This is a genomic window from Nostoc sp. CCY 9925 (assembly GCF_963920935.1).
In the GTDB taxonomy this organism is placed as follows: domain Bacteria; phylum Cyanobacteriota; class Cyanobacteriia; order Cyanobacteriales; family Nostocaceae; genus Nostoc.
The window spans coordinates 62,286-88,704 of the sequence record NZ_CAWUDO010000004.1; the positions used below are offsets into that span (position 1 = coordinate 62,286).

Here is a 26,419-nt window from a genome sequence, read left to right on the forward strand (position 1 = left end):
AACTATCCTCTGTAAAATCCAAAATACTCTAATCCTTCTAAAATTCCAGATGCAAAATGATTTTTTGCCAAATAACGTTTTCCTAGTGGGGCTTTTTCATGCCATGCTAATACTTCTTTTTGGGCATTACCAACAATAATGGCCGGACAAAGCATGTTTTCAAACATGGATAAATCGTTACTGGAATCTCCGCAAATAATAGTTTGCTCATCAGTAAAACCTAAACGTTGTTGCACATAAATAGCAGCTGAAGCTTTATTGGCTGACTCAGGCAATATGTCTAAAAATCCACCACCATAACAATCTAGCGTTTGGACTGCTAAGCCTTGATTCTTAGCCATTGACTTTAATGGAGGAATTGTAACAGCTAAGCCATCTAAGGAGGTGTAATAGCTAACTTTGAACGAAGTCTGTTCTAGGGGAGGTTGAAAAACAAAACAAGGAAACCGCTTGGCTATTTCTACTACTTTTTCTCTATCCCAACCTGGAGAAATTTTAGCTGTCCATTCAGAATCAGGGGTGTCGCTGCCTGGGTAATAAATTTCTGTACCAACAGCCAACATTAATATATCAGGTTCTAATAGTTCTTTTTGGGCAATTAGTTGTTGATAAAGGGGAAGCGATCGCCCTGTCGTGTAAGCAATAACAGTACCATAGTTTTGACGCTGTTCGCTTAACCATTGATTTAATTTCTCCAATGCTAAATCATCACCGACGAGGGTGTGATCCAAGTCGGTTACAAATAAAAATTTAGCCACTGTTACTCCTGAATGAGGATGTTGCCGATTTTATTTACATCAATACTCAAAATTTCTTCAATTATATAAAGCAGTAGACAATACTGCTACATGACAACATTTTCTCAGTTTGTTTTGATGGTCAGCATCATTCTACATGTTTAATATCATCTATCAAGCACAATTAAAATTACAAACTTTGATATTTGATTAACTAATGTAACACAAAATCAAATTAGGTAAAATCATTTAACTGTTTTTACGATTCCTCCCTGTTTTTAGCTCTTAACTGTCTTAACTGTCCTAAATGTCTTAACTGTCTACTTAACTGTCTGATTTTGATATTGCATTTTCATCACAAAAGTAAGATGATATGAAAATAGTAATTTGAGAAGCCTTGATGCCCAACCACCAAAAATAATGCATCTACCATTTTATAATTTTTTGTATTGTAGAAATATGAAAATTAGTATATATAGAAAAGTGTAATTACTAATATCTAGAATCAATGCCGACAGTACAGCAACAACTATATTCATTTTCCACGGAATACTTTAGCCAACTAGCTAACCTGGGAGAAAAATTTCAAGTTACAAATTATCAAGGCGAATATTTTTCAATTTCTGAAGGCATTAATTTAGCTGCTAATTTAGTAAGCCAGCAAAATCAGCGGCAGAAAAAAGTTATTTTTATTGGTAATGGAGGAAGTGCAACTGTAGCTAGTCATCAGGCAATTGACTACTGGCGCAATGGTAACATTCCCGCGATCGCTTTCAATGACAGCGCCTTAGTTACCTGCATTAGCAATGATTTTGGCTACGAACAAGTTTTTAGCAAGCCAATTTCTACATTTGCCCAATCTGGAGATATTTTATTTGCAATTAGCAGTTCTGGAGAATCAGCAAACATTCTTGCTGGTGTGCGTCAAGCAATCGAAATGAACTGTCATGTAATTACTTTATCAGCCTTTCAACCTCATAACCCCTTGCGTCAATTAGGACATCTGAATTTCTACGTTCCAACTATGTCCTATGGGTTTGCAGAAATCATGCATTTATGTATTTGTCACTGCATTATAGATGGCTTGATTACAGGAGCTTTTCCTAGTGAGGATGTCGGTACAAGCCAATATGAAGTTTCTCGTTAAAAATAATTGGTATTACCAATAAAATTGACTAATGACGGGCTGAAATAGTTAACTTGATTTGTATCAATACTAAATGAAATTAGCAATAAATAGCGAAAATAGCCTTGATTTTGAGACTTGTAGCGAGGTGTTTGCTATCTACCGACAACAGGGTGTAGTGTGAAGGTAGCTGCGACCAAGGGCAAACTAAATGGTTTAGTTTATCTAACTATGGGCGAATATAGCTGACACGAGTACTGCAAAGTATTCTATAAGCTTTACAAGATAAGCGCTTCAGGATTTGGCGCACTTTTTGAAATAGCAATCAGCGACGCTGCACTGTGGGCGATGGCAACCATAGTGCTTAAAGTTCCGCCTTTAAGTAGAGTCGGAAAATTCCCCTGGCTAATGGGCTTTTATTGCTTCTGCTAATCAAGCATTCCGGGTTCAAATTGGTCAAAGTACCAAATCCAATTGTAAATTCGGTACTTTTTTCAAGTGTTAGTAGCAGAAAAATTCCTCGATTTTAAACTACTATACAGTTTAGTTTGCCCCTGGACGCAGCTACCTTCACACTACCCCTATTACCTTGCTCTGTTCAATGATGATTTCCACCAGTTCTTCTTTGGACAACTGGCTCAAACTTTCTCGGTCTAAATCTTGAAGCAGGTTTTGGTTCATACTTGTGATACTGACCCTCAAGTGTTCCCTTTGTCAATACTCTGCTACCTGAATCCTTACAATTTGGTCTTCCAGCAGTATCCCTTTCCCTATCACCAAGTCATCTATTATTAGAAGTATTTAGGGAATAGAAAATAGGCAATAGGGAAGAGGCAATATATTTTCTCTTGTCTTTTAATCTAATCACTTCCACCCCAAGTCCAGGCAGGATTACCCTTTTTTAAGCTGCTTTTTAGGACAACTAAGGGATAATTATTGGGATAAAAGCCGCCTGCCAAATCTAAAATAAAATAAACTTTACCTTTAAGAAAGTGCATCCGTGTGAGGTAAGGAGCGGTCGCCTCCTTTACTTTTTTTCAAAACTTATTTTTGCATTTTATAAACCATTTTACTTAATTCTTCACAATTTACTATAATATCTCCATTTTTAACTTCACATAACATACAAGCGTAATTAAATCCTAAACCCTCAGATACTGCATAAAAGAAATGACTAATTTTTTTTGGACCGAAGAGTTCAATTACACTTAAGTTTTGGCTAAAGAGAATATTTGTTAATCCGCTTCCATGAGGAGAAATAATAAATTTAGCTTGAGTAAATACTTTCACTTGTTCTGAAAAATCTAAATCTTCAATAACATAAGGTACAAAATCCATTTTAGCCAAAGTATTTATTACTTCTTCTTCATTCAATATACGTCGAGCATTTGTTTTTTTCCGAGAAAGAAAAATATATGGACTATAAATACCATCAGAACTCGTAGAATTATCTATGTTACTAAGAATACGTTCTTTTAACCAATGACAAGCTTTAACAGAAGTGCGTCCATCTTCCCGGCGGTTAGAACAAATTACTAATTCGCTAACTTTAGCTCTATATCCATTCCATTGGATACAGTCTTCTGGGCGATAACCCATCAATTCCAAAGTACGGTATTTCCATGCTGGAGAGTTTTTATCAATGATTAATTTTGGCTTTCTACCTGTCTTTTGAGAATAATATTCCAAAGCTTCTAATCGAGTTAAGCCTTCATATATCCAATGACCATATAAATGACTCCAACAATTAACCAGTGAACAAGCTAAATCAATATAGTTTGAATCAGCTATGGGTGTAATATATTGAAAATTAAAACCTTGCTTGAATGTGGTAATGGCACTGTATTCTAAACAGTCTACTCTGTTGATAGATGTTTCTAAAATAATTTTTTTATCTTCAGTAAATCCAAAGGCATGAATTCCAAATAATTCGACATCTTTAACAATCGCAGCAAAAGGATCAGTGAATTTAAAAAATCCCTCTTTTGGTTTTAATACACTCAATATTTCTTCGTGACAGATAACTGGAGCCAGGTTAACACTTTCATCATAAAGCAATTGATAAAGTTGATTTTCCTCTTTAGACTTTTCTATCAACTCCGCTCTATCAATGAAGTTATGGCGTAGGTAATTAAATAAAATTAAATGGATAAATTTGAGAAAGGGTAATTGTTGATATTCTTCCTCTAAATTAGGAAAATCATTTTGTCTTTTGAGTTGCTCCATTGACTCAGTGACAATCAGGAGATTTTTATAAATAAATTTTAACAATACAGGATATATCAGTTTAAAAATCAGAAAGTATTGAAAAATACGCAAAGTTGGAGTCATATACCTGTAAGCCTTTGAAAATTTAATTAACGTAATTGCTAGTTGGGAATGAGTTTTGTGTAATTGCCGATAAAAGAGTAAAAACTGGATAATTTTTAGCTATTTTAGCTACTTGTTTGTTATTCCAATTACCAAAAATCTCAACCATAAAAACTTAGTCACTGCCACTCTTGAACGAGGATGTTGCAATATTGCTATTTTTTTACATCAAAACTCAAAATTTTCTTCAGTTAGCAAGCAGTCAACAATACTATTACATTACAACATTTTCTTCATTTATTTTGATGTTTTGCATCATTATACATGTTTAATAGCATCTAAACTAATATATTTAAAATTACGATTCTTACTTATTTGTTAATTTATATGATACACAGTAAATTAGTTTAACTATTTTTGTGATCCCTGCCTGTATTTTTCTTCTTAACTGTCTTAACTGTCTTAACTGTCTTAACTGTCTCAATTTGCTATTGCATTTTTATTAGAAAAGCTAGAAAATATTAATATCCTGATTTGAGATGCCTTGACATTCAAGCACCAAAAATATTATATTTACCAAAACCTCAATAGCTACAAGTGCAAATAACGGTACTTGAATCAATGATTGCAACATGTTCTTTATGAATGCAGATTGTCGCGTCTGAAGAAGAAATTTAGCTGACGCATTTTTATAATTGATTTAGTACAAAAATTTACCATTTGTAAATAAATATAAACATGTTTGATATTTAAATCAATATCAAACATGTTTGTGTGGTTGTAAAAGCAGTAAATATTTAAATATAGAATATAGATAAACTATTGAATCAGCTGATGAAAAAAATATATTGTAATAAATGCTTTATATTTTTTGTATTGTCAAAACAAAAAAAATAGTATATATAAATTATGTAATCAAGAATTTACCACTGCATCATAGATGGCTTGATTACAAAAGCCTTTTCTTAGCGAAAATATCGCCACAGGTCATTATTAATTTTATCATCAACAAAAATTTGTGTTAGCAATAAAAATGCTCAATGATGACCCTAAATAGTTAACGTTATTTGCATCTAATCAAGGCAAATTTCTTCTATTTTGTCTAAAAATTACCACCTAGTAAGGTATTAAATCACTATGTCTCTAACTGAACTAATTACACAGTTTCTTAATCAAGCAAAGCAAGAAGATCAAAATCTTTTTCCATTCATTGCTAATAAAGAAACATTTAATAGTGAAAAAGATTCAGTCTATTATTCAGGTCCCTATTGGAATGAAAAGGAAATTGAAGCAATTTTTTATACTGTTCTTAAAGGCAAATGGTTATCTTCTGGTGATTCAGTTAATAAGTTTGAAAGGGAGTTTTCTAAAAAGTTTAATAAAGATTATTCTGTAATGGTTAACTCTGGTAGTTCTGCAAACCTTGTAATGATTGCTGCACTTAAAAAATATTTTGGTTGGCAAGATGGAGATGAGATTATTGTTTCTTGTGTGGGTTTTCCTACTACAATAAATCCCATTATTCAAAATAACCTAAAACCAGTGTTTGTAGATATCGATTGGGATGATCTCAACTGGAATATTGATGAGATTGAGAAAAAGATTACTTCCAGAACCAAAGCAGTGTTTTCTTCTCCAGTTTTGGGAAATGTCTATGACCTGAAGAGACTTATTCAAATCTGTTCTGATTTTGGTCTTGAGATAATTGCTGACAACTGTGATAGCCTTGGGAGTAAGTGGAATGATCAATATCTAACTGATTTTGCAGTTGCAGCTTCTTGTTCTTTCTATCCAGCACATCACATCACTACAATTGAAGGTGGTATGGTTTCCTCTAATATCAAAGAAATTGTAGATATTGCCAGAAGTTTTGCTTGGTGGGGTCGCGGCTGTTATTGTGTTGGGCAACAAAACCTTCTTCCCAATGGAGTTTGTGGAAAAAGATTTGATACTTGGATTCCTGGATACGAGGAAATAGTTGATCACAAGTATGTATTTACTAATATTGGATATAATTTAAAACCAACCGATTTTCAAGGAGCAATTGGTTCTGTTCAACTTGAGAAGTTTGATGAAGTTCACAGAAAAAGACGAGCTAATAAACAAAAAATAGATTCTATTTTTCAAAAGATTCGGGGTGTCAGAACTATTAATGAACTACCAGAATCGGAAACAAGTTGGTTTGGTGTTCCATTAATTTGTGAATCTGCTGAGAAAAAAAGAAATTTAGTACAACATCTAGAAACCAATAGAGTTCAAACTAGAAACTATTTTGCAGGGAATATTTTGATGCATCCAGCATATAAAGATGTTGATGATTATACAAAGTATCAAAATGCTAATAAAGTTCTAGATCAAGTTTTCTTTGTTGGATGTTCTCCCACAATTACCGTTCAAATGATTAATTATATTGAAGAGGTAGTTGATAAGTTTATTATCAAGGAGACTATTAACTTAAGCCGGACACTTAGCCTAAGCGGCACAAGTGCGACCGGGAGCATATCAACTTTGTTAAAATAAAAGAACTAACAGGAGCTAAAGCTGGTCATTAAGATAAGCACAGCGATGCATGAGGACTGTCACTAGCACGAATAATTTAGAGCTGATTCGTAAATAAAATATTAAGCTGCCATTCGCCTTACCATCAGACGAATCAACGAGCCATAAATCATTGCTTCACTTAACTCTGTATACAACTCATAATCCTTACTCAAACGCCGAAATCGATTGAGCCTACTCTCGATTTAGCCTATAACCTCAGTCAAGCAATATTCAGTCCTCTTTAGATTTTCTTTACGAATCAGCTCTAAGTAGGGTGTGTTGCCGCAAAGCGCAACGCACCTCAATTGATATAGTCTATCGAGGTGCGTTAGCCTTCGGCATAACACACCCTACATTTATTTACTATTGCTTGAGATTTAGCGATTATAGTTTTAAATTCCCACAATCATTTTTACTGTTACTGGTTCGTCAATTCCAGCAGATTGATTTTCATCTAAATGATATGTATCGGGATCTAAATAAGTTCCAAATAAGCGATCGAAAATAGTTAAACTATCTCCGAAGTTTCTGCCCCTCATGTCATAATGATGTAAGCTATGAAACCGAGGTGTGACATAAATCCACTCTAATATTCTCATCCAAGGTTGCGATTTGACATTGAGATGTATCCAATTATTTTGAAAAGCGCCATGTAAAGGTACTATCGTCATTAGTTCTAGAGGAATGCCTAGCAATGGAAACCAAATAATTGGAAATGTATATAAAATTTCACTGGTCAAACTCGATCTTTGTGCCGCTAACCACCATACTGACTGACTTGAATGATGCCACTTATGAGTTAACCAGGTATACTCGTTTGCATGTTGCATTCGATGGATTATGTAATAAACAAACTCTTTTAGGACAAAAGCAGTAACGAATCTCACCCATAATGGAAAAGATAAAATTCCAGTTGATTCTACAATTTCCCTTGGAAAAGTTAAGACTTTTGTGAGTATCATCCAAGTAACATAGTTATTGATTAGCATATAACAAAATGCTACTGATGCCGCCTGAAATTCTTTAAAAAATTCAGATTTATATTTGACCAAGCGGAGGGGATCTTGTTTTTCCCAAAGCCAGAGTATTACACCTGAACTAAAAGTCATTAGCCAGTATAAAAGTATAGTTTTCATCAGAATTCAATGCACAAGATGTTGTTAGACTGTCAGATTAGCACTTCAAATATTGCGCTTAATCATTGATTTGGGATCTATAACTAAGCACAAGAGTCATCACTGTAATATTCTTAAATACACAAGTATCTCTAAAGTAATTTTTACATCACCATCTGCGATCGAGTGAGTAAAAATTATTTCAGATTGACTGTGCTATTTTATTAAGGATGTTTTACATCCGTAATATTTTGACTCGATATCGAAGTAGTTAATCTTGAGTTTCAAACTAGTAATTTATCACCAATCAAGCGATCGCACAAGGACAGTTAAGACAGTTAAGACAGTTAAGACAGTTAAGACAGTTAATCCCATAATTTTTAGATAAACTAATTACAGGTAAAATGCACTACTCCTAAAATCTTGATAATTAGAGCTTTTATTCAGTCAGAGTTTCAGCCTGAGTGTGAATTTCTGTAGGATTGCTACAAAAACCCTTAGAAGCCGCGTTACTGATTTCATGTGAATCTATTTATTAAACATTCATAAAATTTAGATTAAATCATCCTAAAAAAGAGGAAGATTACTTTGTCGCTGGATTTGAGCTAGCAGTAGATTGTCAAATTTTTGACTTCCCTAAGCTGCATGAATATGGTGTTTTCTCATAAATCATTTAGGATTCTATATGAAAGCTAAATTAAATTCTCGTAGACGTTGCTTAGTAACTGGTGCTGCTGGTTTTATTGGTTCTCACTTATGCGATCGCCTACTCAATAATGGTCATAGTGTCGTTGGATTGGATAACCTGATTACAGGTAGAACGACCAATTTAAAAGTAGCTCAAACCTATCCCACATTTAGATTTATTGAACAAGATTTAGCTAATATTTCTCCGGAGACTTTAACAGATATTGATTGGGTATTTCATTTAGCAGGATTAGCCGATTTAGTACCTTCAATCCAAAATCCTGGGCAATATTATCATTCCAATCTGCATAGTACCTTTGTGCTTTTAGAAGCTTGTCGTCATGCTCAAATTGAGAAATTTATCTACACAGCGTCCTCCACCTGCTATGGTATTCCTGACCAATATCCCACACCAGAAACCTATCCCTGTCATCCCAAACACCCCTATGGTTTGACGAAATATTTAGGGGAACAACTAGTGATGCACTGGGCGCAAGTTTATCAACTTCCAGCCCTTTCTTTACGACTGTTTAATGTATACGGGCCGCGATCGCGTACAACTGGGGCTTATGGTGCAGTATTTGGTGTATTTCTAGCTCAGAAACTAGCCAGTAAACCCTTTACTGTGGTGGGAGATGGAACCCAAACAAGAGATTTTACCTTCGTTAGTGATGTAGTAGAAGCCTTTGTCAAAGCAGCCGAATCAGATATTACAGGGGAAATAATTAACGTTGGTTCGGGTAAATCTGAAAGCGTTTTGACACTCGTGAAATTATTACAGGGGCCAATTACTCATATCCCCAAACGTCCAGGGGAACCAGATTGTACTTGGGCAGATATTACCAAAGCTACAACTCTTTTAAAATGGCAACCTCAAGTGACTTTGAGCCAAGGAGTCAGCGAAATGTTAGCTAATATTGAACTTTGGCGAGATGCTCCCGTTTGGACAACAGAAACGATTCAGCAAGAGACAAAATTGTGGTTTGAGCATCTAGGAAAAGCATAAAAATGACAAACTCATCCCTCAGACTTTACCAACAAGCAATCAAAGTGCAAACCACTGGTAAATCTCTGTGTCAGATTACACCGCAAGTCCAAGCGATCGTTACAGAATCAGGAATTCAAGCAGGGCTTTGCACTCTTTTTATTCGTCATACCTCAGCCAGCTTACTCATTCAGGAAAATGATGCCAAGCCCGATGTAGAAGCCTTTTTTGCCCAACTAGTACCAGAAACAGGTAAATATCTCCTCGCTGGAGAAGGTTTAGACGACATGCCTGCCCATATTCGATCTGCCCTCACCCATACCTCTGAACAAATTCCCGTTGCCCAAGGCATTTTACAACTGGGTCGTTTACAAGATATTTTTATCTGGGAACATCGGCAGTCTGGTTACACCCGTGAAGTCCTTATCAACATTTTGGGATATTAAAGTGCAGCAATTAACAATTAACCAAATTCCCTTCGTCAACCTCAAAACTCAACACGCTGCTTTGAAGTCTGAATTGTTAGCAGCTATTGGCGAAGTCCTTGATGACTGCAACTTTATTTTAGGCGAACAAGTTGCAGAATTTGAGCGTCAGTTTGCTCAATTGTGCGGTGTTAGTTATGCAGTCGGCGTTAATTCTGGGACAGATGCCTTAATTTTCGCACTCAAAGCCCTTGGTATTGGCTCTGGTGATGAAGTCATTACAGCCCCCAATTCCTTCGTGGCTTCAGCTAGTTGTATTCGCGTGCTTGGGGCAAAACCTGTATTCGTTGATGTGGGCGATGATTACAACATTGATGTGAGTCAAATTGCAGCTGCAATTACTCCCAAAACCAAAGCAATTATCCCAGTGCATCTGACAGGCCGACCATGCGAGATGGAACCAATTTTAGCCCTGGCTCAAGAAAAAAGAATCGCCGTAGTGGAAGATGCAGCCCAAGCAGTACTCGCTGAATATCAAAATCAACCAGTGGGTTCTTTTGGCATAGTAGGCTGTTTCAGTTTACATCCCTTAAAAATTTTAAATGGTTGTGGGGATGGAGGGGTGTTAGTTACAAACGATCCCCAACTGTACGAACAGTTCAAAATTATGCGTAATATTGGCTTGCGTACCCGTGACGACTGTGTTTTATGGTCGCACAATTCCCGTTTAGATACCCTACAAGCAGCAATTCTTTTAGTCAAATTGCGCTACGTCCAAGAATGGACACAGCAGCGTCGGCAAAATGCTCGTTACTACCAAACTCAACTTGCTGGCATTCCTCAGATCAAAATACCCCTAGAGCGAGAGTGGGAAAAAAGCGTGTATAGCAACTTTATCATCCAAGCAGAACGCCGCGATGAACTGCGCCAATTTTTAAGCGATCGGGGTATTGGTACCGCAATTCATTATCCAGTACCAATTCACTTATCCACAGTAGGTAAAGAATTAGGTTATCCAGAAGGAAGTTTCCCTGTTACAGAAATGCAAGCACAGCGAATCCTCAGCTTACCTATTTATCAAGGATTAACCGTTGAGGAACTCCATCGAGTCTGTGAAAACATTAAATTATTCTATCGATATTCGTAACGCTTACACAGGCATTGCAGGATCGATTAATATTCCCTTCCCGTTAAAAAATTGCCCATATCCTCTTTTTCTCTGCGTTCTCTGCGCCTCTGCGGTTCGTAAAAAACGGTATTGCCTTGCCAAGCAAATAAACCAGATACAAAACCCGTTTCACAATCCAAAATCCAAAATCCAAATATGCCCAATAACATTACTCCACCAAATATTGCCTGTGCAGCTTGGGGCTGGAGAGAAGTGGAAATACCAGAATATTTTCACTGGATAAGCAACCAAGGCATTCGCTCAGTAGAAGTCAATGCTCACCCCCAAGCACCCAAACATCTTTTAAACGATGGTGACGATGAATCAGTCTCTAAAATAGCTACTTGGGCACAAGAAGCAGGAGTAGATATTATCTGTATAGCCGGACGAAATAATTTTACAATTCCAGAAGAAGCTGATTTAGAAAAAGAGATTCAAAGAGTAGGACATTTCGTTGACATAGCGCAACAACTAGGAGCAAAATTTGTCCGATTATTGTCTGGCGATCACAGAAACGATCATATTCTTCCAGATGTTTTTCCTCGGCTCCACTATGCCTTTAACCGTATTGGTGATTATGCCGAAGCAAGAGGTATTAAAATAACTATTGAAAATCACGGCGGCCCCACAGCAACAGGGCAAAGAGTTGCCAGAATTATGGAAGGCATCAAAACTCCTGCGGTTGGTGTCAACTACGATCCCGCTAACTTTTTGAATCAAGGAACCGATCCCTTGATGGCATTACGCTACATCCTTCCTTGGGTAAACTACAGTCATTGGAAAGATGTGCGATGGGTTAATGGTGGCCCTCAATTTTGTGCTTTTGGAGAAGGAGAAATTGTTTGGCAACCAATTATCCAAGAACTATTAAATGCAGGTTACCAGGGATATTGGGTAGTTGAATATGAAGAACCATCAGATGTTGAACATGGAACCAAAGAAAGTGTAAATAATTTGTGTAAATTATTACAAAAATTCTGATTCCTGTTCCTTGATTTTCATCAAAGGTTAGTAATTAAATGTCATTTTCTCTAGATGGACATGTTGCCTTAGTCACAGGAAGTTCTGCTGGTTTGGGAAAAGCGATCGCCCTGAAATTGGGACAAGCCGGCGCCAAGGTAGCAATTAACTACAACAACAACGAATCACGAGCTAAACAGGCTTTGGCTGAACTAGAACAGCAAGGTAGCCAAGGAATTTTAGTGCGTGGGGATGTCACCGAAGAAGCAGACGTGGCAGATATTTATGAAGCGATCGCCACACAACTTGGTGCTGTAGATATTTTGGTGTTGAATGCCACAGGAAACCAGCCCCAGATTCCCTTTGAGGAGTATAGCTGGCAAGATTTCCAAACAATGCTTGACTTTTTTGTCAAGAGTCCCTACTTACTGACTCGTATTTGCCTACCCGTGATGAAGCACAAACAATGGGGACGAATTATCAATATCAGTAGTGACGTTTGCTTTCGGGGGGTGAATAACTTTAGTGCTTACGTTACCGCCAAAAGTGGACAACTTGGTTTTACACGCAGTATGGCAACCGAACTTGCACCCTTTGGAATCACAGTCAACGCCGTTGCTCCGGGGTGGATTCCTGTAGAACGCCATGAAAGCGTCCCTCAAGACAAAAAAGATGCTTACCAAGTAAGAATTCCTATGCAGCAATGGGGTACTCCACAGGATATTGCTGAAGCAGTGCTTTACTTTGCTAGTCAAGAGTCCAAATTTGTCACAGGGCAGTATTTATGTATTAACGGTGGCTTTACTCTTATGTAAATATATTTAAACAACACGTAACTCAAAAAAATAAATAACAGCTTTAAGCTGTTGACTGTTAACTGTTTTTTGTCTCACGCAAAGACGCAAAGGCGCAAAGAATAAGAAAGAACTAAGCTCTGTACAAATTAATCATAGTGTAAATACCTGAAAGCATCTGAAAAATTCAGTCTGTGCTATGTCTAAAGATACAAGCTTTTTACCAGTAGTTTATGTGATTCTCAATTGGGAAAAGTAGTTATCTTTGAATCAGGGATTATGCCGCAATATTTTGGACAGCTGCACACAAGCGAGCCACCTTGGTCAATTCTGGGAGCAGTAGAAGCAATACAAAAAGACGATCGCCATATCCTATTAAAATGCGGCATTCCCTGTCTGAAGATTAGTATCCTAGCACCTAACTTAATTCGGGTAAGGTTGACCCCAACTGGCGAATTTTTACCCAGGCGATCGTGGGCAGTGGCACAGGCGGATGAAGAATGGTCTAAAGTGCCCTTTGAAGTACGAGAAACAGCAGAGACTATAGAAATTACAACCGAGAAATTGTCTATTGTCGTCTCCCGCGATCCTTGTCGTATCCAGTGCTTCGACTCAGCAGGACAGCCCTTTGCTGAGGATGCAGACATGGGGATGGGGTGGCGGACTGGTGCGATCGCTGGGTGGAAACGCATAGAAACCGACGAACATTTCTATGGTTTTGGTGAACCCACTGGCTTGCTAGATCAGCGATCGAAAGTAAGAACTAATTGGACAACTGATGCGATCGATTTTGGGATTTTGACAGACAGTATGTATCAGTCGATTCCCTTTTTTATCGCCTTGCGTCCGGGTTTGGGCTACGGGCTTTTTTTCAATACTACTTTTTGGAGCCGATTCGATCTCGGTGCCCAGCAGCCTGGAGTCTGGCGGATGGAAACCCAGGGAAGCGAACTAGATTACTACATCATTTATGGGCCGGAACCCGCAAAAATTCTTCAAACCTACACCCAACTAACTGGACGGATGCCTTTACCACCCCGATGGTCGTTAGGTTACCACCAGTGTCGCTGGAGTTATGAATCACAGGATATAGTACAGAAACTGGCGCGGGAATTTCGTCAGCGGCAAATTCCCTGTGATGTTATCCATTTAGATATTGATTATATGAACGGCTACCGGGTTTTTACCTGGAGTCCCAAGCGATTTGCAAATCCTAAAGAATTAATCGAAAATCTCAAGGAAAATGGCTTTAAAGTAGCGACAATTGTCGAACCTGGGGTCAAGTACGATCCAGAAGCAGATTATAAAGTATTCGATGAAGGATTAAAGAACGATTATTTTGTCCGTAAAACCAACGGCCAGCTATTTCACGGCTATGTTTGGCCTGACAAAGCTGTGTTTCCTGATTACATGCGTCCAGAAGTTCAAGATTGGTGGGGAGGTTTACTAAACAGCCTAACTGACATTGGTATTGCCGGTATCTGGAATGACATGAATGAACCCACGCTAGATGATCGCCCATTTGGTGACCCTGGTCGTAAAATTGACTTTCCCCTTGATGCAGCACAGGGGCCGACTGAAGAGAAAACTAACCACGCTGAAACCCATAACGTGTATGGGTTAATGATGTCCCAGGCATCTTATCAGGCAGTTTTAAAATCCCGTCCGACAGAACGGACATTTTTCTTGACGCGCTCCGGATTTGCGGGCATTCAGCGTTGGTCAGCAGTGTGGACGGGAGACAATCAATCTCTGTGGGAACACTTAGAAATGTCCATACCAATGCTGTGTAACTTGGGGTTATCGGGCATTGCCTTTGTCGGTACAGATATTGGAGGGTTTGCGGGGAATGCCACACCGGAACTATTTACTCGTTGGATGCAGCTAGGAATGCTTTACCCTTTCATGCGGGGACATTCAGCATTGACTACAGCACAGCATGAACCTTGGGCATTTGGCGATCGCGTTGAAAAAATTTGCCGCGAGTACATTCAACTCCGCTACCGACTACTGCCTTACATCTACACCCTCTTCTGGGAAGCTGCAACCACAGGCGCACCAATTCTGCGTCCCCTACTCTATCATTTTCCCAACGATCCGCAGACTTTCAGCCTCGCAGACCAAGTAATGCTTGGTTCATCATTACTCGCAGCACCAATTTATCGTCCCGGTGTTCAATATCGTGCTGTATATTTGCCTGAAGGTGAGTGGTATGACTGGTGGAGTGGTGAGGCTTTCACAGGCCCAACCCACATCTTGGCACACGCACCACTTGAGCAAATGCCATTGTACGTCCGTGCTGGTTCCATTATTCCCATGATACCAGTCATGCAATACGTAGATGAACGTCCCATAGACCAGATGAGGCTACGGATTTGGAAGGGCGTAGGTGAGTTTACCCTGTACGAAGATGACGGTCACACTTTTGAGTACAAAACAGGAGCGTTTTGCACAACAACTTACCGCGTTAATTCACAAGAACAACGAACCATTGTTGAGATTGAAGCCAGAGAAGGTGAGTTTTCACCTGCAAAGCGTGAAATCATTGTGGAATTAGTTGGTGTTGGCGAACAAAGCTTTGTTGATGATGGCACTGCACATCAATTAGAGTTTTCTACTTAGCGGTTTATCCCATTAGGGATTTCCAAATAAAAAAATATTCAACTTTTTCAACTTTTATTGTGGGGAGGGCAAGATGCCATTGGTGTCAAGTTAAGAAAAATAGAATCTTGTCAAGTGGTTAAAGCTCAATTTATATTTTTACGATCGCCCACGAGCGCACAATTCACAACTACAACTTATTCCTTGGTTAGTCGAACATCAGCGTTCTATGGGCTTGGTTAAAGCTGTTCGTCAACGGCATCGACGCAACGCCGCAAGGTCGCTTGACATCTCGGCATCTGCTTTCACTTGACACCAATGGCGTCTCGCCCGCCCTAAATTAGCCCTCTTGTTTTTGAAGAAGATTAGCAGAGTCAACAACTTATTTGATAATGATAAATAGCTAGGCTATGAGAAAAGCCTGGACATTCGTGATTGTAGCTGAGCATTCACTGAAGGTATGGCAACTATCGTTGCAGATGGTCGGGATTTTAATACGGTTGTCTTAAAAGGAACTATAGACACTTAGACATGGAAAAGATAGTCATCGTCAAATGGAAACTCAAAGAGTCGGAAGTGTCACGCATTTTGAAAATGCTACCGGAACTGGCTGAGAAGACTAGAAATGAGGAAGGTAATATTTCCTACACGATCTATCAGTCGGAAAGCGATCCTCGTGAACTCATACTTCATGAGCATTACGTCGACGACGATGCCGCAGAAACTCATAAACAATCGCAACACTACAAGAGAATCGTCGTGAACGAAATCATCCCGCATCTTGAAGTCCGCGAGGTAATATTGGTAAAAAAACTCGTTTAAATTGGTTATTGATACAAATATCGCAATCAACCGTGCCAAGGAGGTTTTATGTCGAAAAAGGTGCTAATCATTGTATCGAACGCTCATGTCATTGGTCCCCACAACAGAAGAACAGGTATTTTTTTGCCGGAAGTAGCGCATCCTTATGCTGAATTCGACAAAGCAAAATACCAAATCGATTTTGCAAGTCTTACCGGAGACACTCCGTTTCTCGACGCGCTCAATCTGGCTGACGACCCCGACAATCTATCCTTTTTGGTGGGAAAAGGATGGGCATCAATGCAGAAAGCCAAGAAACTATCAGACGTGGATGTCAGCCAGTATGACGCCATCTTCGTTCCCGGTGGTTTGGCGCCAATGGTTGATATGCCTGAACACCCGCTTCTTAAAAAGGTTGTCAAAGAAACTTACGAGCGAAGTGCCGTCGTTGGAGCAGTTTGTCATGGTCCGGTGTCGTTGCTAAACGTAAAACTGAGTGACGGTGCCTATTTGCTCGCCGGAAAGAATATCACTTCATTCACAAACGATGAAGAAGACAACTACGCCAAAGCTGATGTGCCTTTCGAGCTGGAAACAGCCCTCATCAAACAAGGCGCGATCTTTCACAAAGTCGCACCTTGGCAAGCAAACAGCATTTATGACGGTAATCTCGTCACTGGCCAAAATCCCGCTTCTGCCAAAGGCGTTGCCGAGAAAATGATAAAGCTTTTAGGAGAATTGTACGAAACACCAACCCGCTTCGCAACCTGACGGAGCAACAAAAACTAAAATTTATAGATAAAAAGCGGAAACTAAAGCCCCGTAATCGTTTGGGCGATTGGATTATCCTAAAGTGACAAAAGAGGGTTAGGAACTTCCAGAAAATAAATTATGCCATTAACAATAATAATAATCATTTTAAAGGGGGTGAAAGGGCTTCCGTCGGCAGCCCTTTCACCCCCTTTTGTAGTAAAGTTCCCAGCGTACCCAATTCATGAAACGTATAGTAGAGTTTGCTCACAAACATCAAGGAAATATACGTTTAGCCTACTATCCTCCCTATTACAGTAAATATAATCCGATAGAAAGGACATGGGCAATACTAGAAAACCATTGGAATGGTAGTATTTTAGATGAAATAGAAACAGCTTTAAACTTTGCTAGTACTATGAAATGGAAAGGTAAGCATCCAGTAGTTAAGCTAGTACATGAAACCTCTGCTCAAGGCGTAAAGCTGACAAAAAAAGCTATGAATCAAATCGAAAAAAAGATTGAGCGATTAACCAATTCTAGCCATGAAATTTTCCCAAATCTAGGTAATTGGTTGATTGATATATGTTGTGGTAAAACAAGCGTGATTTGATTTGAATAACAGCATTTATTAATCTACAAAGCAATACTAAATTTACACTTTTTCATTGTCAGCCAGACAACAAGTGTATAGACTATTCATGCGTAGATGAAGGGGAGAAGAGGGGTTGCCGTCGGCAACCCCTCTTCTCCCCCCTAAAATAATTATCATTATCTAAACCAGCCTGCCTCTTATTTTTTTGGAATAATTTATTCTTTGGAAGTCCCTTATGTAATGTAAATGTGCAGCATCTTACCTTATTGGGGCGAATATCCATAAATTTTCTGAAAATTATCCTTTTTCAAAATAATAGGTAAAAATATTTCGTATATTCACTTAATTTTGTACCTAAGTAGGAGCTTTTCGGTATATTCATCACTGGTATCCAGAAACTTTCGGCATAACATCCAAATTAGGAGATTAGACTGAAATTTTCTCAAGGCTATAGTCGCTTTATTTACCTACAGAGGAGCTATAAAGCTCTTAATCCTTAACTCTTTATTTGCAAATGATATACAAACACCATCGACAAAAGCTGTTGAAATCGATCGCATTATTTTTAGTTGGAATATTTCTGCAATTTTTGTTTTACATTCCAACACCAGTCTTATCCCAAAATTCCAATAACTGTAGCAGTATTACAGTTCCTTTAACACCTGAGGAACAAACTTATGCTCGTGCTGCTTGGCAGTATTTTGTGAAAAATTATCAGCCAGCAACGGGATTTACCAATTCTACTGGGGGTTATCCTTCCGGTACGCTCTGGGATATGGGAAATTACCTGATGGCGTTGAATGCTGCACGCTGGTTGAATCTTACTGACCAAGCAGACTTTGATGCTCGTCTGAATAAGTTTTTGACAACTCTTAGCAGCCTAAAGTTATTTGAGGATGCGTTACCTAATAAAGTCTATAACGCAGCCACCGGACAGATGGTTGATTATGGCAACAATCCCATTGAACGGGGTATTGGCTGGTCTGCTTTGGATGTCGGTAGAATTCTGGCTGCGTTCGATGTTATTCGCAGCTGTCATCCCCAATATAATGATTGGCTCAAAGGCATTGTAACGAAATGGCAGGTAGGGCGATCGCTCAAAGATGAACAACTTTTTGGTGCTACTGTTCTCTCAGACAATAAAACATTACTGGTGCAAGAAGGACGACTCGGCTACGAAGAATATGGTGCTAGAGGTTATCAACTTTGGGGTTTCTCTGCACCAAAAGCTATTGCTTTTGAACCGTTTAAGTTAGTGGAAATTAATGGCGTACAAATTCCCGTTGATACCCGTGATTTTCAAACTACTAACGCCAATAATTACGTAGTGAGTGAGTCTTATATTCTTGATGGTATTGAATTTGGCTTGCAAGGTGAGTTAGCTGATTTTGCAGCTAGAGTTTTAGATGTGCAAAAACGCCGTTACGATACTACAGGTCAGTTAACTGCGGTTACAGAAGACAATATTGACCAAGCACCTTATTTTCTCTATAACACCGTTTACGCCAACGGTAAAAATTGGGCAACAATTACCGACGCTAATCAGTCTTATCCACAATTCCGCAGTATCAGCACCAAAGCTGCTTTTGGTTGGCGGTATCTTTTTCCAGATAATTCCTATGCCCAAAAGATTTTTGATGCTGTCAAGGATCTCCGGAGTCCTGATGATGGTGGCTACTATGCTGGTATTTATGAAGAATCAAAGCAACCCAATAAAGCTTTGACAGGTAATACTAATGGTCTAATTTTGGAGATTTTATACTACAAAGCTAGGGGAAATCGCCCTTTAATTGCCTCTGGTTCTGTAAGCGTGTCTACTGGTAAACCCAGTGAGAATGCAACACCCTCAAATCAAGCGAATTCTACTGTTACGGCTCCTACCCCAACCCCTACGGATACTTCTAAAATTACAGAAGTGGCTGTTGCACCGATTCCACCTGTGGGTAGTCCGCAAGCATCATCTAACCTCAAATTAGAACGATCGCTAAGTCTGATTGAAAAACGCTATGCAGAGGCAGCTTGGCGATACTTTCAAGCTAATTATCATTCTAAGAGTGGGCTAATTGACGATCGCAGCGATTTCAAAGGTGCAACTCTTTGGGGCTTAGGAGATTATCTCGCAGCCCTCCATGCGGCGCGATCGCTCGATATAATTAACCCCAAAGAATTTGAAGGGCGCACCCGACATCTTTTAGCAGCCTTGACAAAATTACCGTTATTTGCTGGAGAGCTACCGAGTCGTAGTTACGATACTAGAACGCTGCAATCAATAGATTATGGTGGAAATCCCATTCCAGAAGGAAATGGCTGGTCAGCTTTAGATTTAGGTAGAATGCTGGCAGCGCTTTATAACTTGAAAACCTGTCATCCAGAATACACGGCTGCGGTTGATAAAATTGTGCTGGATTGGTCATACTTGCGTGTGGTACGGGAAGGTATTCTTTCGAGTGCTACTGTTAGCAAAGAGGAAGATGGGCGATATTTTACTCGCGTTAACCCTGAAACCCGCTTAGGTTATGAAGAATATGCCGCTCGTGCTTTTCAATTATGGGGGTTTAATGTTGAGCGTTCGGCTGTTGGCGGTGAATATCAAACTGCCTCAGTAGAGGGAGTAAAAGTACCAATCCAACGCCATCGCATAGATACTAACTCCAAAGTTAACCAATACACAGTTAGCAATCCTTTCTTACTCTATGCTTTGGAATTTGGACTAGATCCACAAATGCGATCGCTCTTTGAGCCTATTTTCCAGGCGCAAGCCGAACGTTACCGTCGTACCGGCACTCTCACAGCCTCAGCTACTACGCTAATCGATCGCAAGCCTTACACTGTCCACAGTACAATTACTGGTCAAGGCGATGGTTGGGTAGCTTTAGGAGATGACGGTCAACCTGTACTAAAGGGACGATTGGTAAGTACAGCAGTAGCTTTTGCTTATCATGCTTTGCTTCCAGAAAACAAGTATAGTCAAGAATTACTGCAAGCAACAACTGATTTATATAATCCATCGGCTGGATTTTATGAAGGCTTCTATGAAACTACGGGTAAAAGGGCAGTTGGTTTCACTAGCGGCACCAACAGTATGATTTTGCAATCCTTATTGTACAAAGTGATCAATAGACAACCTCTAATTCGTCCGACTACCACCATGAAGTCTCCTTGGTGGGTGGCAGTAAACAAGGGTAATTCTGGGCGAGGTTTGCCCAACAATGCAATACAACAAACCAAATTAATTTCTGATGGTTCTGGAAGTTACTGGGGTTCAACTAGTGAAAATACTTCACTAGTAAGTGGTACAAAAGTTACAGAATAAATTAAAAGGCAACTAACTCAGAACTTACGCACAGGTAACAGAAAACGTAGAGTCCTATAACCGTAATCACAAAGCTGTGTTTGTTAATAACCAGTTGTATTTGGGAATACTTGTACATGAGTCAATCTAGTCATATCATGTCTGCCTAATCAGTAATCCAAAATCTAAAATCCAAAATATTACCAAGATGACTTCAGTTTCTATTATTGATAATTCCGCAAATTTTTCTGGTAATAGCCGCTCCTTACTCAAAAAAAGAACGCTGTTATTTCGCTATCTGGCAGAAATAAATTTAATTTTTGGTATCTGGTATTTGCAATGGCGCATCACTCACTCTATTAATTTCGATGCGCTTTGGATATCTATTCCTTTGCTAATAGCAGAAATTTATAGTTATTTCGGTGGCGTGATGTTTGTAATTGGCTTGTGGCGGCCTTTAGTTAGACAAATTAAGTCTCTCGACCAGATGACCCCATCAATACCTAAATCTGACTGGCCAACAGTGGATGTGTTTATAACGTGTTATAACGAGCCGCCGGAAATTGTAGAAGAAACTGCTAAAGCTGCTCTAGCAATGGATTACCCACCAAGTAAGTTACGTGTTTACGTGCTGGATGATGGTAACTCAGCTGATATGCGAGCGATGACAGAAAGATTGTGCATTGAGGACTTGCAATCACCACAATTAGAGCAGGAAGCAGAACGAATTGATGCAGAATACTCTTGTTTGTTGGAGCGCTTGAAGCAACTAGAAAATCTCACACCCAAAACTCAAGCTGCTGAAGAATGGCTGCAAGCATCATCGGAACCAGAGGTAAACCAGTTTGGTAGCAAATTTGTGGAAAGTTTGCGACAGTTTATTCTTTGGTTACCTCCACAGCATCAAAGTATCAGGGAACGCCTCACCACCGAATGCAAAGCCTTAGAAGAAAGTATTCGCAAAAAAGAACTAGAACTAGTTGAACTCGCTCGTTTTCGCTACATTGCTCGTCCTAAACCAGCTGGTGTACCCCACCACGCTAAAGCGGGTAACCTCAATTACGCAATTTTTTCTGGGGAAACTTCTGGAGAGTTTATTCTCACCTTAGATGCTGACCATATTCCCAAACCACAATTTATTAAGCGTGTTCTGCCTCATTTCTATACTTATAATCTTTTCACAGGGAAATATGACCAGAATCAAATTGCTTTTGTCCAGACCCGTCAGGATTTTTACAACATTCCTCCAGGCGATCCTTTTGGACATCGAGCAAATTTATTTTATGGCCCGCTCCAACAAGGTAAAGATGGCATGAATGCTGCTTTTTATACAGGCACAAATGCACTTTTGAGACGGGAAGCACTGATTAGTGTAGGACTGCAATATTTTGCTGATGAATTTGCCAAAGATGAAAAACGTTTAAATGAATTTCAATTAATTGGTGGTGTATCCAGCAACAGTATTACAGAAGATATGAATACAGCAATGCGTCTACATAGCGCTGGATGGAAATCTATTTATCACAATGAATTGCTAGCAGAAGGTTTAGCGCCAGATGACCTCAGTTCAACTCTTAAACAAAGGCTACGCTGGGCACAAGGAACTATTCAAGTGCTAGTGAGAGAAAATCCGTTAATAAAACCAGGCCTAAGTTTTTGGCAAAGGTTACATTATTTTAAAACGATGTATAGCTATTTTTCTGGTTTTGCAACTCTGGTTTTTATTTCTTGTCCAATTATCTATTTTTTCACGGATATTATTCCAGTTAAAACCTACGGACCGGACTTTGCCATACACTTTTTCCCAGCTTTTATTATCAACCGTTTGACTTTCCTTGCAGCCACCTGGGGCATTCCGGCTGGAGAAGTTTGGCGTTCCGAACAATATGCGATCGCTTTATTTCCTTTATTAATTCAAGCTGTATGGAGTGTGTTCACAGGACAAAAACTCAATTTCCAAGTCACACCTAAACAACGACAATCTGGTATTTATATCCGGCTAGTTTGGCCACAGGTTGTTGTTTTTATCTTGACTATCGTGGGAATATTATGGAGCCTTTATCGGTTCGCAACTGGTCATCTTAATTATCCTGAAGTTCACCTATTGAATGGTGCATGGGCTATTTATAACTTGTTACTTTTGTCGGCTATCATCCGCGCATCTGTTTGGCAACCTCCAAAAGAAGCGTAAAGAAGATGGGAAGACGTAGGGAATAACCAATGACAAACTCGAAAATAGGCATGAAGACTCATTTAGACTGTAACAACTTTGGTCAACGAACTGTGTTGACAATTTATGCTCATGCTGATGATGAAGTTCTACCTGCTGCTGGTACTCTCAGTCTGATGTCTAAAGCAGGGTGGAATGTTCGTTGCTTAATTTTGACTGATGGTATTCTTTCTAGTTCGCCTCTTAAGGGTACACGTCATCAAGAAGCAGACGCAGCGGGTAAAATCATCGGTGCAAATTACGAATTTTATGCGCTTGAGGAGTGTAATTTTTCAACGCAAGCAGTGATTAAAGTTACTGAAGAAGCTATTGGGCGTTGGCATCCGGATTTGATTATCACTCACGCACCACAACCTGAAAAATATGGGCATAGGGATCATGAAGTGTGTGCGATCGCAGTTTCTAATGTTGCTACCCGTAAAAACATACCTTTGTGGTATTCAGCACCGCCTGTTTTCTTGCGTGGTTTTGAACCAAATTTTTTGTAGATATAACTTCTGTAATTGAGGAAAAAGTCGCAGCTATTGGTTGTTATGAATCAGAAGCAAATAAAGCATTTATGCAACTCGACGCCATACTTGTTTTATCTCGCTTTTGGGCACGTGAATTAGGTCAAAAAGATGGATATTTTGAAGCTTTTGAAATTTCTCGTCAATGGGTTGATGCTAGTTTCTTTACTGCGATCGCAAATAGTAATTACCAAGTAATCAAATAGAAGTTTTTCAGCCAATTTTTTGAAAAAATGCACTATAGTCATTAGCCATTAAACAAATGATTAATGACAAATAACAGATGTCATTAATCAGATGAAAATCTTTATATATACTAATGATATTTTATTCCTGAAAAAAATCTGAGCATTTTAATCTTAATATGAGCCTATTAGCTTTTGTCTACCTTTACAGTTAATTTCATATACCTACGAATCTTATTATATATAAAAAAATATTTCTATAGCTATTGCAGTTTATATTAAGCCAATGCCAAAATAATATTCAAGTAACTAATTGGAGAATTGATCTATGAATATGAGTGTAACTGTACTAGAATTATCTGGAATTTTAGATGGCATTAGAGGTAATGAATTGCGTCGTGAAGTTAGCAGTATTGTGGAAAAGGGAACAGATATTTTGTTGCTGGATCTTAAAGAGGTAAAGTTTATTGATAGTTCTGGTTTAGGTGCTTTAGTATCAGCAATGCAAATGGTACGAAAAGCTGAGGGCAAACTTTTTGTCTGTTCGATCAGCGATCAAGTCAGAATGTTATTTGAATTGACTAAAATGGATAGGATTTTTCAAACTTTTGCCGATCAAGAGGAATTCAATCGCAAAGTACTAGCAATGCAAAATTGAAATATAGTAATCGGCTTGACTTTTGGAATATATTTGGTTCCATTAGGGAGTAAATCAAGACACAATTAATCGCGTCTGTAGATAATAGTAAATCAGCTTTTTAGAGCTGATAACGAGTTTTTTCAGGCAATCAAATAGGAGTTATATATCGACGTTTAAGTATACTAGCCAAAGTTAACTTTTACTAAAGATAAGTCATCATCAAGATTATCTTGAGTATTAAAGCTGAGAAGATTTGCTAATAATTGATTGAGGTTACAGATATCTGTTTGGCTACATTTAGTTAATAAGTTAATGAAAGCATCAAGACCTAAAATTGTCCCATCTGGCTGATTAATTTCATAAGCACCATCACTAAAAATATATAAACTACTGTTTTCTTGGACTTCAAAAACAGCATTGTCAAATTCAACATCAGGTAAAAATCCAATTGGTAAATCTAAAGAAATTAGCTGTTGAATTTGGATATTTGTTGTAGAGGGACTAGATAAAAGTAAAGCAGGTGGATGTCCGGCATTGGCATAAATGAGTTGGCGTTTCAGACGGTGATAAACTCCATACCAGATTGTGAAGTATTTATCACCGTGCTTCCTCATTTGGAAGGCGTGATTGAGAGCTTTTAAGACTTCACTGGGTTGACAAAAGTTGGTATTTGGTAGAGATTGCGATCGCAATACATTCAGCACCGATACAGATAATAGTGCTGAACCCACTCCATGTCCTGATACATCCAACAAATAAATTGCCAAATGATCGTCATCGATCCAATTATGGCCAAAGCAATCACCCCCTAGCTGTGCTGAAGGAATAAACAAATTTTCTGTAGTTACTGCTCCTACGAGGGGTGAGGGTAAAAGCGATCGCACGTAATCAGCTGCTTCAGCCAATTCTGTTTCTAAAATTTGCTTTTGGGTTTGCAAATCCTGATTGAGTTTTTCCAAAGCTTGCTTTTTACTTTGTAAATCCTGATTGACCTGGTGTAACCTGAGTCCTGCTCTAACTCTTGCTTTCAATTCATTCATCTCTATTGGTTTAGAGATAAACTCGTCTGCTCCAGCGTCAAGTCCCCTAACTCTATCTTCTTCCTCTCCTCGAGCTGCTCCCCTAGCAGTCAATAAAATAAAAAAGGTAGTCGCTAAGTCTGGATCTGACCTAATTCGCCGACATACTTCTAGTCCATCTAAGTGGGACATCATCCAATCACAAATAATCAGAGCAGGATGCAGCAGTTGTGCTTGTGTAATTCCTTCTTCACCATTACTGGCGATCGTAACATCATAACCCTGCTTTTTGAGGGTGCTTTTCAGTACTGCTCGGACTGTAGGATCGTCATCAATAACTAAAATTTTAAACATAAATTATATTTTTAAGTAGAATGAAAACGAAATATTCTATTTAATTTAAATTATATGAAATTTAGTTTTTCATGTATAGTGAAAATACTCAAATTAAATAAACTGATTAGCGAATAAGATGATTGTAAAATATTTAATTGGTTAAGAAGTGAATAAAAAAATATATCTCAAAGTCAACACAGATCTAACAGCTTCGCCTGAGGTTTTATCTTGGTTTGAGCAGATGAATCAACCAAGCTTTCGTAATAAACAAATTTGGTGGCAATGTCAGACACTTTTGATGGAGGGCTTTACTAACATTGTTGAACATGCCCACAAAAATTTACCCCTTGAAACTCCAATTGAGATAGAAGCTCTGCGTTTAAATGAGTATATAGAAATTCGCATTTGGTCACAAGGCGAATGCTTTGATTTAGAGGAGCAATTGCGAAAAACGTCAGAATTTGAAGATAATAACCAAGAGCGTGGGCGTGGTTTAAAAATCATGTCTGCTCTTGCTGACAAGTTGAGTTATGAGCGGACAATAGATAATCGTTACTGCTTATTTATTAGTAAATATTACTAATAAATAAGTAGATTTCAGCAAGGATAAAGT

General features: G+C 38.6%; 20 protein-coding genes and 2 pseudogenes. 17 read left to right on the top strand and 5 right to left on the bottom strand.

What is annotated here, in order from left to right; all coding sequences use genetic code 11:
* Nucleotides 1-2: 2 nt before the first annotated feature.
* The gene (locus ACM0OY_RS03365) at nucleotides 3-758 is read right to left on the bottom strand and encodes a sucrose-phosphate phosphatase (protein ID WP_414567478.1); all 756 of its coding nucleotides are present in this window, start codon (nucleotides 756-758) and stop codon (nucleotides 3-5) included.
* Nucleotides 759-1,245: 487 nt separating this feature from the next.
* On the opposite strand from ACM0OY_RS03365, the gene ACM0OY_RS03370 reads away from it, so the two are divergent.
* Nucleotides 1,246-1,884 carry an SIS domain-containing protein gene (locus ACM0OY_RS03370; protein WP_414567479.1) on the top strand — a complete coding sequence of 213 codons (639 nt, stop codon included), beginning with the start codon at nucleotides 1,246-1,248 and terminating at the stop codon, nucleotides 1,882-1,884.
* A gap of 1,023 nt (nucleotides 1,885-2,907) precedes the next feature.
* On the opposite strand, the gene ACM0OY_RS03375 is transcribed toward ACM0OY_RS03370, so the two are convergent.
* Nucleotides 2,908-4,194: a glycosyltransferase family 61 protein gene (locus tag ACM0OY_RS03375; RefSeq protein WP_414567480.1), complete on the bottom strand. Its 1,287-nt coding sequence runs from the start codon at nucleotides 4,192-4,194 to the stop codon at nucleotides 2,908-2,910.
* A 1,116-nt stretch (nucleotides 4,195-5,310) separates the two neighbouring features.
* Here ACM0OY_RS03375 and ACM0OY_RS03380 point away from each other — a divergent pair.
* Nucleotides 5,311-6,693, top strand: a complete 1,383-nt coding sequence (locus ACM0OY_RS03380; protein WP_414567481.1) for an aminotransferase class V-fold PLP-dependent enzyme — start codon at nucleotides 5,311-5,313, stop codon at nucleotides 6,691-6,693.
* A 101-nt stretch (nucleotides 6,694-6,794) separates the two neighbouring features.
* Here ACM0OY_RS03380 and ACM0OY_RS03385 read toward each other — a convergent pair.
* Nucleotides 6,795-6,902, bottom strand: a pseudogene (locus ACM0OY_RS03385) (IS5/IS1182 family transposase); the annotation flags it as partial.
* Between the two features lie 204 nt (nucleotides 6,903-7,106).
* Entirely contained in the window at nucleotides 7,107-7,850 is a 744-nt protein-coding gene (locus ACM0OY_RS03390; protein ID WP_414567482.1) for a sterol desaturase family protein, read from the bottom strand.
* 664 nt (nucleotides 7,851-8,514) lie between these two features.
* Here ACM0OY_RS03390 and ACM0OY_RS03395 point away from each other — a divergent pair.
* From ACM0OY_RS03395 to ACM0OY_RS03460, 14 genes and pseudogenes are all read left to right on the top strand, one after another.
* A complete protein-coding gene (locus ACM0OY_RS03395) occupies nucleotides 8,515-9,522 on the top strand; it encodes an SDR family oxidoreductase (RefSeq protein ID WP_414567483.1) in 1,008 nt (335 codons plus the stop codon).
* A 2-nt stretch (nucleotides 9,523-9,524) separates the two neighbouring features.
* Nucleotides 9,525-9,947: a secondary thiamine-phosphate synthase enzyme YjbQ gene (locus ACM0OY_RS03400; protein WP_414567484.1), complete on the top strand. Its 423-nt coding sequence runs from the start codon at nucleotides 9,525-9,527 to the stop codon at nucleotides 9,945-9,947.
* 1 nt (nucleotide 9,948) lies between these two features.
* On the top strand, nucleotides 9,949-11,073 hold the full coding sequence (locus tag ACM0OY_RS03405) for a DegT/DnrJ/EryC1/StrS family aminotransferase (RefSeq protein ID WP_414567485.1): 1,125 nt from the start codon (nucleotides 9,949-9,951) through the stop codon (nucleotides 11,071-11,073).
* A 177-nt stretch (nucleotides 11,074-11,250) separates the two neighbouring features.
* Entirely contained in the window at nucleotides 11,251-12,075 is an 825-nt protein-coding gene (locus ACM0OY_RS03410) for a sugar phosphate isomerase/epimerase family protein (RefSeq protein ID WP_414567486.1), read from the top strand.
* A 38-nt stretch (nucleotides 12,076-12,113) separates the two neighbouring features.
* Nucleotides 12,114-12,869, top strand: coding sequence for an SDR family NAD(P)-dependent oxidoreductase (locus ACM0OY_RS03415; protein WP_414567487.1), 756 nt, complete (start codon nucleotides 12,114-12,116; stop codon nucleotides 12,867-12,869).
* Between the two features lie 258 nt (nucleotides 12,870-13,127).
* Nucleotides 13,128-15,470 carry a glycoside hydrolase family 31 protein gene (locus ACM0OY_RS03420; RefSeq protein WP_414567488.1) on the top strand — a complete coding sequence of 781 codons (2,343 nt, stop codon included), beginning with the start codon at nucleotides 13,128-13,130 and terminating at the stop codon, nucleotides 15,468-15,470.
* Nucleotides 15,471-15,980: 510 nt separating this feature from the next.
* Nucleotides 15,981-16,271 (top strand): putative quinol monooxygenase, encoded by a 291-nt coding sequence (locus tag ACM0OY_RS03425; RefSeq protein ID WP_414567489.1) that lies wholly within the window; start codon nucleotides 15,981-15,983, stop codon nucleotides 16,269-16,271.
* A gap of 48 nt (nucleotides 16,272-16,319) precedes the next feature.
* Nucleotides 16,320-17,021: a type 1 glutamine amidotransferase domain-containing protein gene (locus ACM0OY_RS03430; protein WP_414567490.1), complete on the top strand. Its 702-nt coding sequence runs from the start codon at nucleotides 16,320-16,322 to the stop codon at nucleotides 17,019-17,021.
* A gap of 202 nt (nucleotides 17,022-17,223) precedes the next feature.
* Nucleotides 17,224-17,613: pseudogene (locus ACM0OY_RS03435) on the top strand (ISAzo13-like element transposase-related protein); the annotation flags it as partial.
* Between the two features lie 496 nt (nucleotides 17,614-18,109).
* Nucleotides 18,110-20,908 (top strand): DUF3131 domain-containing protein, encoded by a 2,799-nt coding sequence (locus ACM0OY_RS03440; protein WP_414567491.1) that lies wholly within the window; start codon nucleotides 18,110-18,112, stop codon nucleotides 20,906-20,908.
* A gap of 187 nt (nucleotides 20,909-21,095) precedes the next feature.
* Entirely contained in the window at nucleotides 21,096-23,078 is a 1,983-nt protein-coding gene (locus ACM0OY_RS03445) for a glycosyltransferase (protein WP_414567492.1), read from the top strand.
* A 29-nt stretch (nucleotides 23,079-23,107) separates the two neighbouring features.
* Nucleotides 23,108-23,605 carry a PIG-L deacetylase family protein gene (locus ACM0OY_RS03450; protein ID WP_414567493.1) on the top strand — a complete coding sequence of 166 codons (498 nt, stop codon included), beginning with the start codon at nucleotides 23,108-23,110 and terminating at the stop codon, nucleotides 23,603-23,605.
* Between the two features lie 71 nt (nucleotides 23,606-23,676).
* Nucleotides 23,677-23,832: a hypothetical protein gene (locus tag ACM0OY_RS03455; protein ID WP_414567494.1), complete on the top strand. Its 156-nt coding sequence runs from the start codon at nucleotides 23,677-23,679 to the stop codon at nucleotides 23,830-23,832.
* Between the two features lie 307 nt (nucleotides 23,833-24,139).
* On the top strand, nucleotides 24,140-24,469 hold the full coding sequence (locus tag ACM0OY_RS03460; RefSeq protein ID WP_414567495.1) for an STAS domain-containing protein: 330 nt from the start codon (nucleotides 24,140-24,142) through the stop codon (nucleotides 24,467-24,469).
* 164 nt (nucleotides 24,470-24,633) lie between these two features.
* Here ACM0OY_RS03460 and ACM0OY_RS03465 read toward each other — a convergent pair whose 3' ends face one another.
* The gene (locus tag ACM0OY_RS03465; RefSeq protein ID WP_414567496.1) at nucleotides 24,634-25,824 is read right to left on the bottom strand and encodes a SpoIIE family protein phosphatase; all 1,191 of its coding nucleotides are present in this window, start codon (nucleotides 25,822-25,824) and stop codon (nucleotides 24,634-24,636) included.
* Nucleotides 25,825-25,972: 148 nt separating this feature from the next.
* Here ACM0OY_RS03465 and ACM0OY_RS03470 point away from each other — a divergent pair, with 148 nt between their 5' ends.
* On the top strand, nucleotides 25,973-26,389 hold the full coding sequence (locus ACM0OY_RS03470; RefSeq protein WP_414567497.1) for an ATP-binding protein: 417 nt from the start codon (nucleotides 25,973-25,975) through the stop codon (nucleotides 26,387-26,389).
* Nucleotides 26,390-26,419: the final 30 nt, after the last annotated feature.

Bases quoted from the DNA above. Each gene is read 5' to 3' on its own strand.
- ACM0OY_RS03370 (WP_414567479.1), top strand. From the start codon at position 1,246: ATGCCGACAGTACAGCAACAACTATATTCATTTTCCACGGAATACTTT.
- ACM0OY_RS03375 (WP_414567480.1), bottom strand. From the start codon at position 4,194: ATGACTCCAACTTTGCGTATTTTTCAATACTTTCTGATTTTTAAACTG.
- ACM0OY_RS03380 (WP_414567481.1), top strand. From the start codon at position 5,311: ATGTCTCTAACTGAACTAATTACACAGTTTCTTAATCAAGCAAAGCAA.
- ACM0OY_RS03390 (WP_414567482.1), bottom strand. From the start codon at position 7,850: ATGAAAACTATACTTTTATACTGGCTAATGACTTTTAGTTCAGGTGTA.
- ACM0OY_RS03395 (WP_414567483.1), top strand. From the start codon at position 8,515: ATGAAAGCTAAATTAAATTCTCGTAGACGTTGCTTAGTAACTGGTGCT.
- ACM0OY_RS03400 (WP_414567484.1), top strand. From the start codon at position 9,525: ATGACAAACTCATCCCTCAGACTTTACCAACAAGCAATCAAAGTGCAA.
- ACM0OY_RS03410 (WP_414567486.1), top strand. From the start codon at position 11,251: ATGCCCAATAACATTACTCCACCAAATATTGCCTGTGCAGCTTGGGGC.
- ACM0OY_RS03415 (WP_414567487.1), top strand. From the start codon at position 12,114: ATGTCATTTTCTCTAGATGGACATGTTGCCTTAGTCACAGGAAGTTCT.
- ACM0OY_RS03420 (WP_414567488.1), top strand. From the start codon at position 13,128: ATGCCGCAATATTTTGGACAGCTGCACACAAGCGAGCCACCTTGGTCA.
- ACM0OY_RS03425 (WP_414567489.1), top strand. From the start codon at position 15,981: ATGGAAAAGATAGTCATCGTCAAATGGAAACTCAAAGAGTCGGAAGTG.
- ACM0OY_RS03430 (WP_414567490.1), top strand. From the start codon at position 16,320: ATGTCGAAAAAGGTGCTAATCATTGTATCGAACGCTCATGTCATTGGT.
- ACM0OY_RS03440 (WP_414567491.1), top strand. From the start codon at position 18,110: ATGATATACAAACACCATCGACAAAAGCTGTTGAAATCGATCGCATTA.
- ACM0OY_RS03445 (WP_414567492.1), top strand. From the start codon at position 21,096: ATGACTTCAGTTTCTATTATTGATAATTCCGCAAATTTTTCTGGTAAT.
- ACM0OY_RS03450 (WP_414567493.1), top strand. From the start codon at position 23,108: ATGACAAACTCGAAAATAGGCATGAAGACTCATTTAGACTGTAACAAC.
- ACM0OY_RS03455 (WP_414567494.1), top strand. From the start codon at position 23,677: ATGCAACTCGACGCCATACTTGTTTTATCTCGCTTTTGGGCACGTGAA.
- ACM0OY_RS03460 (WP_414567495.1), top strand. From the start codon at position 24,140: ATGAATATGAGTGTAACTGTACTAGAATTATCTGGAATTTTAGATGGC.
- ACM0OY_RS03465 (WP_414567496.1), bottom strand. From the start codon at position 25,824: ATGTTTAAAATTTTAGTTATTGATGACGATCCTACAGTCCGAGCAGTA.